Here is a 15,040-nt window from a genome sequence, read left to right as displayed (position 1 = left end):
GTCACCGGCTTTCTTGACGTCATTAGTCTTGGAGATTAATCCATACACTTTTGACTTCTGTATAGTTGTTAAGGGCATATGATCCCATTTCTCTGCCAAGACCTGATTGCTTATATCCTCCAAACGGGGAGGCGGCATCAAAGACATTATAGCAGTTGACCCAAATCGTTCCTGCTTCAAGACGTGCAGCGATATCATGGGCATGCTTTAAGTTTTCTGTCCAAAGTCCTGCTGCTAATCCATATTCAGACTGGTTGGCACGTTCGACCACTTCATCAATGGAATCGTAAGGAATGGCAGATAAGACAGGTCCAAAGATTTCCTCTTTGGCAATGGTCATTTCATCTTCTACATCTTTAAAAATAGTAGGGGAGACGAAATAGCCAGCCTCATAAGGGCAATCGCCCCCGACAACGGCTGTTGCCCCTTCGGATTTACCTTTTTCAATATAGCCTAACACGCGTTCGTGCTGTTCTTTACTTACAAGAGGTCCAATTTGCGTATCTTGATGAAGACCAGCGCCTTGCTTGAGGGATCCTGCATATTTGGCCATTTGATCGACCACTTCATCATATTGGCTCCGATGAACAAAGACTCTGGAACCCGCGCAGCATACTTGGCCTTGGTTAAACATGACGCCATTTAAAGCACCTGGAATGGCTTTCTTTAAATCGGCATCAGGTAAAATAATATTCGGTGATTTTCCGCCAAGCTCTAATGTGACCCTCTTAATGGTTTTAGCCGCTTTCTCCATAATTAATTTCCCAACACTTGTTGACCCTGTGAAGGCCAGCTTGTTCACGTCAGGATGATCAGTTAAGGCTTCTCCGGCTGTTTCGCCAAATCCAGGAACGATGTTAATCACGCCTTCTGGGAAGCCGGCTTTGTCCACTAATTCTGCTAAGTAAAGAGCAGAGAGTGGAGTTTGTTCGGCTGGCTTTAAAACGATGGTGCACCCTGTTGCAAGTGCGGCGCCCATTTTCCACATAGCCATGAGCAGAGGGAAGTTCCATGGGATGATTTGTCCTACAACACCAACCGGCTCATGGCGGGTATAATTAAAATATCCTTGACTGACAGGAAGGGTTTGTCCATTCATTTTTGTCGTCCAGCCCGCATAATAACGCATGTGCTCAATAGCGAGGGGGATATCTGCATTTGTTGTTTCATTAATTGGTTTTCCGTTATCTAAAGTTTCTAGCTGTGCAAGCTCTTCCTGATTTTCTTCCATTAAATCAGCAAGCTTGAACATGAGGCGGGCGCGTTCAGCGGCAGACATGGAGCGCCAAGGACCATGAAAGGCTTTTTTTGCAGCTTTTACTGCCTCATCAATATCTTTTGCACCTGCTTCATAAACATCAATAAGGGTTTCGCCTGTGGCTGGGTTAGGAGTAGCAAAGGTTTTGTTATCGTGACTTGTGACAAACTGACCATTAATGTAGAGTTTTTTCGTCCCTTGGAGAAAAGATTCAAGTTTTGAACTAATTTGAAGTGTTGTAGAGCTCATAAATAAACAAACCTCCTTAAAGATATGGATTGTTTTCTGCGAGTTCTAGGTGGGAAAAGCGGACATGCAACGAAACTTTATACGCACAAAGATGTAAACGTATACAATAATCATATTACACGACATGTTTGAAAGCAATCCATAACACTCATTGCATTTCGCGAAAATTTGGCTACAATAAATGTATAGATGAAAAAAGGAGTTTTTAAATCATGATCCATCAAAACTGGCAAACGGCTCAAACGTTAAAACAAGTAAAATGTGTACATACAAATGCGAAAAAATATATGGTCGATCGGGCATTAACGGTTGGAAGCACATATGAAGTGAAAAATGAAACAGAAGAATTTCTGTTTGTCGTTGACAACACGGGTAAAGTAGGCGGGTATTACAAGGAGTATTTCGAAGATATTTCAGCTGAATGATTTTGAGGACCATCACTCATACTAAGAAAAACAGTAAAGGGTGATGATGATGAAAAAGCAGCAAAATGACGAGCAGAAAAATCAACATGCTTGGCATGAACACGAGGACGCTGATATGGCGATTACGCTTGAACAGATTTCCGATGTGTATGCCGAGGGAACGATTGATACACCAAAAGACGAATAGTCATTTAAAAACAGTGATTTGCATAATCACTGTTTTTTTTATTGGAATGAAGCAGCATTTTTTCTCGAAAAGAACTGAAACTTTTTTCCTGCTTTAACAGTCTAAATAAGTAGAGGAAAGAGCATCGGATCAAAAAGAAAAAGTTAAATGAAATTTAATCTATTCGTAATGGAATAACGACCATTTATAGCGTATTCTATAAGTGAGAATAAAACGTACCCACAGAGCCGTGTGGCCGTTTTGTCAAAAGGAATTTGATGCAGGAAGAGGGGGTTTACGTGGGTATTTTTTCTGTCAGTAAACAAAATGATAAGAAATTCGAATCCTTATTGATTGAAGGGGAAAGAATTGAAGCTGTTTACAGACTGCGTCACGACCAAATTTGCTTTACCAATAAACGACTGATCTTTGGCGATAACCGCGTATTTTCTAAGAAGAAAGTCAGGGTCTCCTTGCCGTATCGATCAATTGAAAGTTTTGCCATACAAGAAGCTGGCGTGTTTGATCAGGACACAGGTATGCTGCTTGTCACAAGCTCAAAAGTATTTGAACTCGACTTTTCCAAAGAGACGGATTTGAGTGATGTGCAAGCCATTTTGACAAAACATCTTTGCTGATCAATCTTGCGATTACATAGATCATATGCACTTTTCTCATTCTTCGTTCTTATTTTTATAGATCGCACATTGCTAAGTCCTTCCCATCTGATGGGAAGGGCTTTTTTCTGCTTAAGTGTTTGAATGATAGTAAAAAAGGATAAAGATGAAACAGATACAGAAAGGAGAATGAACAATGAAAGTGTTAGTTGCAGGAGCAAATGGACATACAGGCAGACTTGTCGTTCGTTATTTAAAAGAAAAAGGACATGAGCCGCTTGCTCTCATTCGAGATGAAAAACAAGCTGATGCACTAAAGGAACTTGGGGCAGCACCTGTCATCGGTGATCTTGAAAAAGATGTGACAGATGCTGTAAAACAAGCAGACGCTGTCATCTTTGCAGCTGGTTCAGGCTCAAAAACAGGTGCAGATAAGACCATTGCGGTCGATCAAGAAGGTGCAAAACGCCTCGTTGATACAGCGAAAAAAGAAAACATCCAGCATTTTGTTATGCTTAGTGCCTATAATGCAGATGATCCGAACCAAGGAAAAGGACAAGGAAGTATGGAAACTTATTATGAAGCAAAAAGAAAAGCCGATGAGCACTTAAGACAGTCTGGTCTTTCCTATACGATTGTCCGCCCAGGTGCTTTGCTGCATGAGGAGAAGACAGGAAAGATTGAAGCTGCCGAACATATTCCAGATGATCAAAACATCGAGATTTCAAGAGAGGACGTAGCCATTGTTCTTGTGGAGAGCTTAACAGAATCCAATGTGAAAAATAAGTCCTTCGACTTGATGAAAGGCGGAAAATCAGTAGAAGAAGCACTTCGCCATCTGTAAGAAAAGAAAGCTGCTGCCAAAGAGGCGGCGGCTTTTTTGATGTTTTCTTTTCCCTTTCAGCGGGAAGGTAATGAGAAAGGAGTGATTGACCGTGGGCTTAACGAAAGAACAACAAGCTGATTTATACGAAAGATTGATTCAATTAAAAGAAGATGTGAAGGGATCAAAAAAGAAAGAAGAATCGATGCTCGTTGAATCGAGTGAGATTTCAAATGGTGTTGGAAATCATATCGCTGATCATGGGAGCATCTATTTAGACCGCATGACAGAACAAACGCTGGATCAAGTCGATGATCAGCTTGAAGGTGAAATCGATGCAGCACTGAAACGAATGGAAGACGGAACATATGGGATATGTGAGAAAACGGGGAAAGAGATTCCATACGAGCGTTTAAAAGCAGTTCCATATACACGTTATTCAATCGATGCAAAGAAAAATGAAGAAACCACTCAAGATCCAAACGAATTTGACCGTTCATTCTCCGATCAAATGCGCGATTTAACAAATAGAGAAACAATGGATCAGATGCATTCAGATACGTATGAAAGATTAGAGGAAGAGCAGGATGTTGATGTAGATGAGGAAAAATAGGATCATAAGCGAAGGTTAAATTTTTTCAGAATAATTTTTTCTTATGTACACATGAACAAATAACTTGTATACATGAGTATTTCATAGAAAAAAGATCTCTTGAAATTTAATAAACTTTCGTGTAATATAGTTTAAAGGCTGCGATGCGCGTAATGTTAATTAAGTTTTAACCTTTAAGCTGTAATAGGGAGTTTTATATTGAAGCCGGAATGTCATGCCTCCTTAGCGAGGAAGACAGGAACGTTTCTGCAAACACCCACTTTGAGGAGTGGTGGTTTAAAACTTTCTTACTTAGATTACGGCATCCGCAGCTTTTCCTAGGATGATTCAAGCCATTTTCCATTGCGGAAAATGGCTTTTTATTTTGTGAAAAAACGAAATTGCACAGTCGGCCGGAAGAGGCATGAATGTATGTTAAAATAGACAAAACAAAAGACGGAGAGGGAATTGGATGTTAGAACAAGCAGAAGCACTCCTGAAACAATACTTTGGCTTTGACGCATTTAGGCAGGGACAGAAACAAGCCATTGAATCGATTGTAAACAAACAGAAGGATACCGTTTGTATTATGCCGACAGGCGGAGGGAAATCGGTTTGCTACCAGATTCCTGCCCTGATGATGGAAGGAACAACGATCGTTGTATCCCCGCTAATTTCTTTAATGAAAGATCAAGTCGATGCGCTAAATGAAATGGGCATACGATCGTCCTTTTTAAACAGCACACTTTCCGCAGCTGAAATGAATAAGAGGCTGAAAAAATGTGAAGATGGGGAATATCAGCTGCTTTATATCACACCTGAACGTTTACAAAATGAGCGTTTTTTTCAGCTGCTTGATCGGTTAACGATCCCTTTAATTGCAATTGATGAAGCGCACTGTATATCTGAGTGGGGGCATGATTTTAGGCCAAGCTACCGCTTTATTCAAGAATGCTTAAATCAGCTGACAAAAAGGCCAGTGATTGTCGCATTAACTGCTACAGCCACGAAAAAGGTCCACCGAGATATATGTGAACAGCTTGGCATGAACGAAGAAGAAACCATTTTTACTGGGTTTGCTAGAGAAAATTTATCTTTTCAGGTGGTCAAAGGAGAAAATAGTGACCGCTTTATCACACATTATATGAAGAAAAATAAGCTTGAGTCCGGCATTATCTATACTGCTACAAGAAAAGAAGCCGAAAACATTTACAATCGGCTAAAGAAACAAAAGATCAAAGCTGGCATTTATCATGGCGGGTTAGATGACAATGTAAGAGAAGAGCAGCAAAACCTGTTTTTAAATGATGACATCCAGGTTATGGTCGCTACATCTGCATTTGGCATGGGAATTAATAAATCAAATGTCCGTTTTGTGATTCATCACCAAATTCCAAGGGATATTGAAAGCTACTATCAAGAAGCTGGACGCGCCGGCAGAGACGGGCTCCAAAGTGAATGCATTTTACTGTTCTCGCCGCAGGGCGTACGAATGCAGCGATTCCTCATTGAACAGTCAACAGAAGATGAAGTGCGCTATCAGCATGAACTGCTTAAACTAAGACAAATGGTCGATTACTGTCACACTGAGCAATGTCTGCAGCAATTTGTGATGGACTACTTTGATCAATCAGCAAGTACCCCTTGCCAAAAATGCAGCAATTGCCTTGATGAAAGAGAGCGTGAAGAGGTCACTCGAGAAGCGCAAATGGTTTTATCGTGTACGGTTAGAATGAACGAGCGGTTTGGAAAAATGATGATTGCTCAAGTACTGGCAGGCTCTAAAAATAAAAAAGTGCTTGACCTCGGTTTCGACCGTCTTCCTACATACGCTTTAATGAAGCAGCAATCAGCCCAGCAAATCAGTGATTTCATCGAATTTTTAATTACAGAAGAGTATTTGCACATGTCTGAAGGAGCTTATCCAACATTAAAAGTGACACATAAAGGAAAGAAAGTGTTAGTCGGGCAAGAGGCTGTGTATAAAAAACAGGCAGTGAAAAGAGAGGCGATTCAAGAAAACGATGCATTATTTGAGCAGCTGAGAGCGGTGAGAATGAAGCTGGCGAGAGAGCAGGGCGTTCCGCCATTTGTTGTATTTTCTGATCAAACCTTGAAGGAAATGTCAGCCGTTCAGCCTAAAACAGAAGAAGAACTTCTCCATATTAAGGGAATAGGCGTTCAAAAAAGAGAGAAATACGGGGATGTTTTTTTAAAAGAAATCCGTTTATTTATAGAAAAAGAAAAAAATAAAGAGGTTGAAGAAGAAAAATAAATTTTTTTCGCTGCGTTTGGACACGTTTTCAACAGGAGGTTTCTGATCCTTTCAAAACCTTTATATGGCGGGTAATCGAGCTGTTTTGTGGTCTGATTTACCAATGGAGAGAGATGTTTCATGTAAAGGAACTGTAATCTAAAACATATCGTTTTGTTATTGAATTGACATTTACATATGTTACGATAGCACTCGTTAGCCGCCATAAAAAGCTAACAAGGGAGGATTTACTTTATGAAGAAGACTATTATGTCCTTGGTTGCTGTTGCAGCAATCTCTACAACAGCATTTGGAGCACAGCAAGCTTCTGCAAAGGAAATCACTGTGAAGAAAGGTGATACACTTTGGGGAATCTCTCAAAAAAATGATGTGTCTCTAAAGGACCTAAAGGGTTGGAACAATTTATCAACAGACATGATTTATGTAGGTGATAAATTGACAATCTCTTCAAAAGAGAAAACTCAGGAGCAGTATAAAGTCCAGAAGGGGGACAGCCTCTGGAAAATCGCTCAAAAATTCAATGTGTCAATTAGCGATATTAAGTCTTGGAATAACTTAAACTCAGATATAATTATGATTGGTTCAACACTAAGTGTTGCTGGTCAAAGCTCAGCTCCGGTAAGCTCAGAGCCTGTACAAAAACAGGAGCCTGTCCAAAAAGAGCAAACAACACAAAAAGCTGCTCCTAAACAGGAAGCACCGAAAAAAGCTGCTCCTAAACAGGAAACAGCTAAAGCAGAATCATCTTCTGCTAGTCAAAGTGTACAAAAAGAAATGACTGTAACGGCTACTGCTTATACAGCAAATGATGGTGGCATCTCAGGTATCACTGCAACAGGGGTAAACTTAAACAAAAACCCAAATGCGAAAGTGATTGCAGTAGATCCTAATGTCATTCCATTAGGAAGTAAGGTTTATGTTGAAGGCTACGGTGAAGCCATCGCAGCAGATACTGGCGGCGCAATTAAAGGTAACAAAATTGATGTTCATGTACCAAGCAAATCCCAAGCAAAAAATTGGGGCGTAAAATCAGTCAAAGTAAAAGTACTTAACTAGTAACTTATTGTTTTTTTGGAAGAAAGCATCAGGTGGCGGCCTGATGCTTTTATTGTACCCTTTTTTTGGTCAAAAAAACACACATTTTTCAGAAAAATTTGCATTTTCGACAAAAACCAGCGTATATTCCATCATACACACTGGTTTTTTGTCGTTAGCTGTCCACCCAATAAATTTCTCCGCTTTGTTCTTTCCAATTGATTTGGACATCAAATTGATGCTTTTCATAAAAATGAATCAAGCGGTCCACATGATTCCAATCTCTTTTGACGAGGTCACCTGTGATGACTGGGATGTTCTGCTCTCTTGCGATTTCTTTTAAATGCTTCATACAGATTGAGCCGTACCCATTATCGGGAGGGCCTTTTATATCAGCAATATGAATCTTTCCTTCTTCAGGATATTCCGCAATTAAGGAAAAGTCAGATTGTCCGCGAAAAGCTTTTTCACAATCGGTCAGCATGATTTTACATGTATCAGCATTTTCAATGGCAGAGACAATCATCCATTCATCTTCTTTCGCCTGATCAATGCCAATGATCTTTGCCTTTTTCGAAATATCTTTCATATTTTCTTGCATTCGATACATTTGGAACTGCAATTGCTGTAATTCTTGCTCTAACGCCTTCACATCTTTGGGTGTTTCCTGTAAGATTGACAAGTCCATTACTCCTTTCATATAAGAAATGATAAAAATCACATAAATTCCAATTTTAAAGGAAGTGGATGAATCTTTCAACCCGTTAAAACGCCAGTAATCGGCAAGTTTGTCTAAAATTCGACGAAGACAGCGAATTCATTGACTTTATAGAGAAAGTTAAATAACATACTCTTAGTCGGAACTAATAAAGAGAGGTTTTCAAACATGAACGAACAGAATCAAAAACCGAAAAATTTCACCGGCATTGTTGTCATTTTAACAATTGCCATAAACGGATTAATCGCTTTATTATTTTTAATGCCAAAAACAGATAAATTTAGTCATCTGGATATTACATTTCTGCCGTTACTGAATGCCGTGATGAACAGCTTTACGTTTATCTTCTTACTTTCAGCACTCATTATGATTAAACAAAAGAACATTAAAGCACATAGACGATTTATCTTTGCTGCATTTTCAACAACACTTGTCTTTTTAATTTCCTATGTGACATATCATTCAATGGCAGCTGATACACACTTCGGAGGAGAAGGGATCATCCGTCCGATTTACTTCTTTATTTTGATTACACATATTGTACTCTCAGCTATTATTGTACCGCTTGCACTGATTACACTATTTAGAGGCGCACAGATGCAGGTCGAGCGTCACCGTAAAATTGCCCGCTGGACGATGCCGCTTTGGCTCTATGTTAGTCTCACTGGCGTCATTGTCTATATCATGATTTCTCCATATTACAGCTAACGTATGTCCAACTGGACATACGTTCTTTTATTTACAAGATGAAGTGCTTTGGATAGAATGGAAATTGGGTATCCGACTAGCACGGTATCTTCCCATCTATAGATTCACATCATTTTTGGCCGTTTGCTCGTTTGGAGATCAACAATTGGACGAAACGGGGGTTATATGATGACTGAACAATTGCAGTATAAACCGGGGCTTGAAGACATTGTGGCAAGCGAAACATCCATATCATACTTAGATGTGGAGCAAGAGGAAATTGTGATTCGCGGGTACGACCTCATTGAGCTGGCACAAAACAAGACATATTTAGAAACAGCCTATCTGCTTATTTATGGAAGATTACCAGATCAGATGGAATATCACCAATTTCAGCAAGATATATCCTCACAAACGAGCTTACATCCAACTATTCAAACCATATTAACGAATCTGCCAAAAACCACTCACCCTATGGATGCGATGAGAACGTGCTTATCTGCTCTTGCAGGGTATGATGACGCATTACATGATCGATCTGAAGCGTGCCAAGTAAGGCGTGCAGTTCGATTACTAGGCCAGCTGCCGGCCATTGTTGCTGGAAGCTATTATATTCTCACAAAAGACGCCGCTATTTCTCCAGATCAGACCAAATCCTACACTGAAAACTTTTTATCCATGTTAACAGGACGCACCCCGGCACAAGACGAAATTACCGCTTTTGACCAAACACTCACATTATATAGCGAACATGAGCTGCCGAATTCAACATTTGCGGCTAGAGTGATTGCATCCACGCATTCTGACATGTATGGTGCTTTTACTGGAGCGATCTCTTCATTAAAAGGTGACCTCCACGGAGGAGCAAATGAAGCTGTCATGCACATGCTTCTTGAAGGAAAAACAACAGAAGGATTTCTTGCGCTCATTGAACGAAAATTAGCCGCAAAAGAAAAAATGATGGGCTTTGGCCACAGAGTATACATGAGAAAAATGGACCCGCGAGCCGCTCTTTTAAAACGTTCATTGAAAACGCTTACCGAATCAAAGGGAGATACAACGCTATATGACATGTGTGTAGCAGGAGAGGCATACATGAAAGAGCAGAAAAACCTTTATCCAAATCTTGATTATTATGCTGCACCGATTTATTACGTGCTCGGAATTCCTATTTCACTTTATACACCCATTTTCTTTGCTGCAAGAGCTAGCGGATTAGCCGCACATGTGATTGAACAGCATTTGCATAATCGCATTTTTAGACCGAGAGTCCGGTATTTAGGGCCAAGAGGATTAAAGGTTTCAAATGATGATGGAAAAACGGGGGAATGAACATGAACAAAACAGCAGTCGCCAACCAAACAGATCAGCTATTAGAAGAAATCGCAGCCTATGCAGTAGACGGAGAAATTACGAGCAAAGAGGCCATTGAAACCGCGCGGTATGTGCTCATAGACACGCTCGGGTGCGGAATGCTGGCGCTCAATTTTCCAGAATGTACGAAGCACCTTGGACCTATCGTACCTGGAACTGTTGTGCCTAACGGAGCAAGAGTTCCAGGCACTTCGTTTGTGCTAGATCCTGTTCAAGCGGCTTTTGATATTGGCTGTATGATCCGCTGGTTAGATTATAACGATACGTGGCTTGCACAGGAGTGGGGTCATCCGTCAGATAACTTAGGCGGAATATTAGCTGTAAGTGATTATATCAGCAGAACACGCCTTGCAAACGGAGAAGAGCCGCTAACAATGAATGACGTACTGCATGCAATCGTCAAGGCACATGAAATTCAAGGTGTGCTCGCTTTAGAAAATTGTCTAAATCGAAATGGATTGGACCATGTGTTATTTGTCAAAGTGGCAACAAGTGCAGTTGTGTGTGCAATGCTTGGCGGAACAAAGGAAGAGGTCCAGCATGTTTTATCACAAGCGTTTGTTGATAATTCCCCCCTTAGGACGTATCGCCACGCCCCAAACACAGGATCGAGGAAATCATGGGCAGCAGGGGACGCAACAAGCCGCGGAGTGAGACTGGCAATGATGACACGTAAAGGAGAAATGGGTTATCAAACGCCCCTCAGTGCAGAGAAGTGGGGCTTTGAAGATGTTCTTATGAAAGGAAAACCACTTACGCTCGCCCAGCCCCTTGGATCATACGTCATAGAAAATGTTCTTTTCAAAATTGCTTATCCTGCTGAGTTTCATGCACAGACAGCTGCAGAGGCGGCTGTGATGCTGCATGACGCTGTAAAAGATCGTTTAGATGAAATTGACCGGGTAGAGATTACGACACATGAGTCAGCGATTCGGATTATTGATAAGAAAGGGCCGCTTTATAATCCGGCAGACCGTGATCATTGCTTGCAGTATATTACAGCCATTGGACTGATCTATGGTGAACTAACAGCTGACCATTATGAAGAAGAAACGGCGCAAAATCCAGCCATTGATCGTCTTCGTGATCGAATGATTGTGAAAGAGGATAAACGTTACACAGAGGATTATTTAGATCCGAAAAAGAGATCGATTGCAAACTGTGTACAAATTTTCTTTAAAGACGGGACGATGACAGACCGAATTGAAATTGAATACCCGCTTGGTCATCGCAGAAGAAGACAGGAAGGCATTCCGCTGCTTGAAAAGAAATGGGTCTATCATTTAAAGACAAGATTTCCACAAAAACAAGTGGATCAAATTGTGTCACTCTGCCAAAATCCAAATCAATTAAAAACAACAACAGTACCAACATTTATGGACTTATTCGTCATATAAGGGGGAGCTAGCGTGTGGATCGTGAATGAAGAAAGAAGTCAGGCTGATTTAGCCGCAGCCTTTAAAGAACAAATGAACAAATCAGCTTTATTTCAAATTCCAGGCGTTCACGATGGAATGTCTGCGCTCTATGCGAAAAAAATGGGCTTTCAAGGGCTCTATTTATCAGGTGCCGCTTTTTGTGCCAGCAAAGGACTGCCTGATCTCGGCATGATCCATTCAACAGAAATGGCTGAAAAAGCGAAGGAGATGATTCGAGCTTCTCAGCTGCCGCTTTTGGTCGATATGGACACAGGTTATGGCGGTGTTTTAAATGCAGCAAGAGCGGCAAAAGAAATGGTTGAGAGCAAAGTGGCAGCTGTTCAAATTGAAGATCAGCAAATGCCGAAAAAATGCGGGCATTTAAACGGGAAATCACTCGTTCCAGTAGAAGAAATGGTCGCAAAAATCAAAGCCATCAAACAAGCGGCACCAACGCTATTGGTCATTGCGAGAACCGATGCAAAGTCCGTAAATGGAATGGAGGATGTTATCCGCCGGGCCAATCTTTACGTAGAAGCAGGAGCTGACGCTATTTTTCCTGAGGCACTCATCACAGCGGAGGACTTCACGCATGCGTCAAGTAATATTAAAGGGCCGCTCCTTGCAAACATGACGGAGTTTGGCAAGACCCCTTATTATCATGCAGACGAATTTTCTATGTTTGGCTTTCAAATGGTCATTTACCCTGTGTCATCACTTAGAGTCGCTGCAAAAGCGTATGAGCGTTTATTTACAGAAATCATGGAAAAGGGAACGCAGCAGGGGATACTTGGGGATATGCAAACGAGGAAAGAGCTGTATGAAACGATTCATTATGATGAATATGAGGAAATGGACCAGCATTTAGCAAAAACGATCCTCCCGGAAATTGGGAAAGAGCAGCGATAAAATGAAAAGCACTTCCTTTACGGAAGTGCTTCAGCGTGTAGACAAACCCTCGCATTCGTTGTCAGTCCTGCGCGCTGGTGCTCACGAATGTCAAATTCGCTCCGCGCCAGTGCTCGTCCTTCCTAGGGCTGCAAAGGTTTTCTATCACGCTGAAAAAAGACAAAGGGCTAAAATAAAGATTATTTTAGCACTTTGACAACAATCTGAAACACTTCCTTGACGGAAGTGCTTTTTTACGATGATGGTGTGGATGAAGAAGCCAATTTCATCTTTTCTTCAACTGTTTTCGTTTTTTCTTTTACTTTTTCAGCGTAAGTGAAATCACCGTAGCAATACGGATAGCGGAAGTTATCTTTGTTGCCGCCGCACGTATAGACTTTGGGGTTTCGTTTCACTTGCTTTTTGGAGTATTGCTTTGCCAGTTTCTCGGAATGTTTTCCCCCGTTTTTTGCAACAAAATCAATATAGCCGATTCCCATGTTATAGCTTTGAATAATGGTTTCCAAATCAACGCCTTTTTTCTTCCCATGCTTGTACATAGTCGAAAAATGATGGACTCCTTGTTTAATGCTTTTCTGAGGGTCATTGATTTCATTTCGTTTCAAACCAAGAGATTCAGAGGACTGCATTGGATCTCCGCCTCTGCCTTTTGATTCTTGATACATCATACCGAGGATTAACGCGGTATACTGATCTAAATCTTGATCTCTTAACTCTGTTTCTACAAGCGGTTTGTAATCATCCAATCTCGACAAAACAATTGATTCCGTATCAATCGGCAGCTTTTTTAACTCCTTTTGATTAAAGGAGATGGCAATGGCTGCTAATACGAAAACAAAGAGAAAAATCGTGAAACAGCCTGAAATGGCAAAACATCCTGTTTTTTTCTTTTTCAAGGTCAGTTCACCCCTGTTTTGCCCCGCTTTTAAAAGGGAAGTACAGCCTTTTTATTATGCCATATCCTGTGCAGGATACCAAGTGAAAACCTTATAATCAATCATATCCAAACGTAAATTCAGGTCGTGTTTTCAGCCTGAAGCAGAAATAAACAAAACCGATAATCAGCCATATCATGCCAATGATTAATGCATTTGTGCTGATGCTCGTTAACAGCCAAAGACAAAACGCCGTCCCGCATAGAGGGATCACTGCATATCTCAATGTATTCAGCACACCTCTTTGTTTTTGTCTGACGTAAAAGTACGCAAAAACAGACAAATTCACAAAGGTAAATCCAATTAACGCGCCGAAGCTGATAAAGGAATAAATGACTTCAAGTTCGCCAACGACTGCGGTTAAGGAGAAAGCTCCGATTAACAAAATATTAAAAACAGGGGTTTTTAATCTCGGATGAATATACCCGAAGAAACGCTTCGGTAACGATTGATCTCTTCCCATTGCATATAAAAGCCTTGCTGCACTCGCATGTGACGATAAGGAGGAAGAAATGACAGCCACCATTGTGCCGGCTAAAAAGAACGAGTGGAGAAATGCGCCGCCCACAAATTCTGCAATTTCAAGTGAGGCTGCATCAGGATGTTTGAACTGCTGAAAATTTGGAAACACCTGCTGCAAAAAATAAGACGTCAAAGTAAACAGTACGCCTCCAATCGCAACTGTTAAGAAAATGGCAAGCGGAATCGTCTTTTTTGGTTTAATGGTTTCCTCAGACATCGTCGAAATGGCATCAAATCCTAGAAAGGAGAAACATAAAATGGTCGCTCCTGAAAAAATAAGCGCTGGATCTAAGCTCGCTGAATAAAAAGGCCGGGCTGACAATAACTCTCCACTGCCAGTGTTTTGTGTGAGCCCATAAATAACAAAACCAACAAAGGTGACGGCGACAATGACCTGAAACGTCACAAATAGCGCCGTAATGTTGGCTGTAAGCCGAATACCGATTACATTGACAGTCGTTATGGCGATAGCAAGTATGATGATCCAAATGTAATGAGGTACATCAGGAAAGGCTGCGGTTAAATAAGCACTTCCGATCGCAAAATTCACCATAGGCAGAAATAAATAATCCAGTAAAAGTGTCCAGCCCACAAGGAAGCCGACATGAGGATGAATACTTTTTTGCGCATATGTATAAGCAGATCCTGCTTTTGGAAAAGCCTTCACCATATTCCCATAGCTAAGCGCTGTCAATAGTAATGCAAGTAACGTAAATATATAAGCTGCAGCGACGTGTCCTTTCGTCAGCTGAGCAACAATGCCGTATGAATCAAATACGACAAGTGGATCCATATAAGCAAGCCCGATCACAACAAGTGGAAAGACAGTCAGGCTGCGTTTTAGTCTTGGCTCTTCAGTCAATTTGCCTATCAGCTCCTCTAAAAAAATGAATAAATAATGCTCATTTTAAAAAGAATGCTACCAAGTGTCAATGCTATTTGAATAAATCTTTTTTCTAAAGTGTGCCCGCTTTGCACGCCGGACGTTTTAGTATATGATGATACATAGAATAAGTCGTGATTTGACTAACAAGAAA

Annotated in this window: 15 protein-coding genes and 1 other RNA gene; 12 read left to right on the top strand and 4 right to left on the bottom strand. The window is 40.9% G+C overall.

The window, feature by feature from the left end:
* Positions 1–22 precede the first annotated feature (22 nt).
* A complete protein-coding gene (locus tag NSS65_RS09885; protein WP_034280593.1) occupies positions 23–1,507 on the bottom strand; it encodes an aldehyde dehydrogenase family protein in 1,485 nt (494 codons plus the stop codon).
* A gap of 212 nt (positions 1,508–1,719) precedes the next feature.
* On the opposite strand from NSS65_RS09885, the gene NSS65_RS09880 reads away from it, so the two are divergent.
* The 8 genes from NSS65_RS09880 (at position 1,720) to NSS65_RS09845 (ending at position 7,461) form a co-directional block, all read left to right on the top strand.
* Positions 1,720–1,932, top strand: a complete 213-nt coding sequence (locus NSS65_RS09880) for a DUF6501 family protein (RefSeq protein ID WP_024422683.1) — start codon at positions 1,720–1,722, stop codon at positions 1,930–1,932.
* 49 nt (positions 1,933–1,981) lie between these two features.
* Positions 1,982–2,119 carry a DUF4025 domain-containing protein gene (locus NSS65_RS09875; protein ID WP_080769829.1) on the top strand — a complete coding sequence of 46 codons (138 nt, stop codon included), beginning with the start codon at positions 1,982–1,984 and terminating at the stop codon, positions 2,117–2,119.
* Between the two features lie 278 nt (positions 2,120–2,397).
* Positions 2,398–2,736 carry a PH domain-containing protein gene (locus tag NSS65_RS09870; RefSeq protein ID WP_024422682.1) on the top strand — a complete coding sequence of 113 codons (339 nt, stop codon included), beginning with the start codon at positions 2,398–2,400 and terminating at the stop codon, positions 2,734–2,736.
* A 175-nt stretch (positions 2,737–2,911) separates the two neighbouring features.
* Positions 2,912–3,559: an SDR family oxidoreductase gene (locus NSS65_RS09865; protein WP_046311467.1), complete on the top strand. Its 648-nt coding sequence runs from the start codon at positions 2,912–2,914 to the stop codon at positions 3,557–3,559.
* Between the two features lie 91 nt (positions 3,560–3,650).
* The gene (locus NSS65_RS09860; RefSeq protein ID WP_034280603.1) at positions 3,651–4,151 is read left to right on the top strand and encodes a TraR/DksA family transcriptional regulator; all 501 of its coding nucleotides are present in this window, start codon (positions 3,651–3,653) and stop codon (positions 4,149–4,151) included.
* Positions 4,152–4,283: 132 nt separating this feature from the next.
* A non-coding RNA gene (ssrS, locus tag NSS65_RS09855) (6S RNA) lies at positions 4,284–4,469 on the top strand.
* Positions 4,470–4,602: 133 nt separating this feature from the next.
* Entirely contained in the window at positions 4,603–6,405 is a 1,803-nt protein-coding gene (gene recQ, locus NSS65_RS09850; RefSeq protein ID WP_144496158.1) for a DNA helicase RecQ, read from the top strand.
* A 234-nt stretch (positions 6,406–6,639) separates the two neighbouring features.
* Complete coding sequence (locus NSS65_RS09845; RefSeq protein ID WP_024422678.1) at positions 6,640–7,461, top strand: 3D domain-containing protein; 822 nt, start codon at positions 6,640–6,642, stop codon at positions 7,459–7,461.
* 154 nt (positions 7,462–7,615) lie between these two features.
* Here the strand turns inward: NSS65_RS09845 and NSS65_RS09840 are convergent, their stop codons facing one another.
* Entirely contained in the window at positions 7,616–8,128 is a 513-nt protein-coding gene (locus NSS65_RS09840; RefSeq protein ID WP_029708157.1) for a GNAT family N-acetyltransferase, read from the bottom strand.
* Between the two features lie 198 nt (positions 8,129–8,326).
* On the opposite strand from NSS65_RS09840, the gene NSS65_RS09835 reads away from it, so the two are divergent.
* The 4 genes from NSS65_RS09835 to prpB all read left to right on the top strand — a co-directional run bounded on the left by NSS65_RS09835 (position 8,327) and on the right by prpB (position 12,546).
* Positions 8,327–8,866: a DUF420 domain-containing protein gene (locus tag NSS65_RS09835; RefSeq protein ID WP_024422676.1), complete on the top strand. Its 540-nt coding sequence runs from the start codon at positions 8,327–8,329 to the stop codon at positions 8,864–8,866.
* A gap of 168 nt (positions 8,867–9,034) precedes the next feature.
* Positions 9,035–10,177, top strand: a complete 1,143-nt coding sequence (gene mmgD, locus NSS65_RS09830) for a citrate synthase (protein ID WP_061109246.1) — start codon at positions 9,035–9,037, stop codon at positions 10,175–10,177.
* Positions 10,178–10,179: 2 nt separating this feature from the next.
* Positions 10,180–11,616, top strand: coding sequence for a bifunctional 2-methylcitrate dehydratase/aconitate hydratase (locus NSS65_RS09825; RefSeq protein ID WP_144496156.1), 1,437 nt, complete (start codon positions 10,180–10,182; stop codon positions 11,614–11,616).
* Positions 11,617–11,628: 12 nt separating this feature from the next.
* Positions 11,629–12,546: a methylisocitrate lyase gene (gene prpB / locus NSS65_RS09820; RefSeq protein WP_034280612.1), complete on the top strand. Its 918-nt coding sequence runs from the start codon at positions 11,629–11,631 to the stop codon at positions 12,544–12,546.
* A gap of 233 nt (positions 12,547–12,779) precedes the next feature.
* On the opposite strand, the gene NSS65_RS09815 is transcribed toward prpB, so the two are convergent.
* Together NSS65_RS09815 and NSS65_RS09810 are read right to left on the bottom strand one after the other, a co-directional pair.
* On the bottom strand, positions 12,780–13,442 hold the full coding sequence (locus tag NSS65_RS09815) for a lysozyme family protein (protein WP_039179260.1): 663 nt from the start codon (positions 13,440–13,442) through the stop codon (positions 12,780–12,782).
* A gap of 97 nt (positions 13,443–13,539) precedes the next feature.
* Entirely contained in the window at positions 13,540–14,865 is a 1,326-nt protein-coding gene (locus tag NSS65_RS09810; protein WP_065214736.1) for an APC family permease, read from the bottom strand.
* Positions 14,866–15,040: the final 175 nt, after the last annotated feature.

The organism is Bacillus sp. FSL K6-1006 (assembly GCF_038593175.1).
Taxonomy (GTDB): domain Bacteria; phylum Bacillota; class Bacilli; order Bacillales; family Bacillaceae; genus Bacillus; species Bacillus safensis.
Note: the sequence above shows the minus strand (reverse complement) of the source record. Positions and strands in the feature narration are given on the sequence as shown.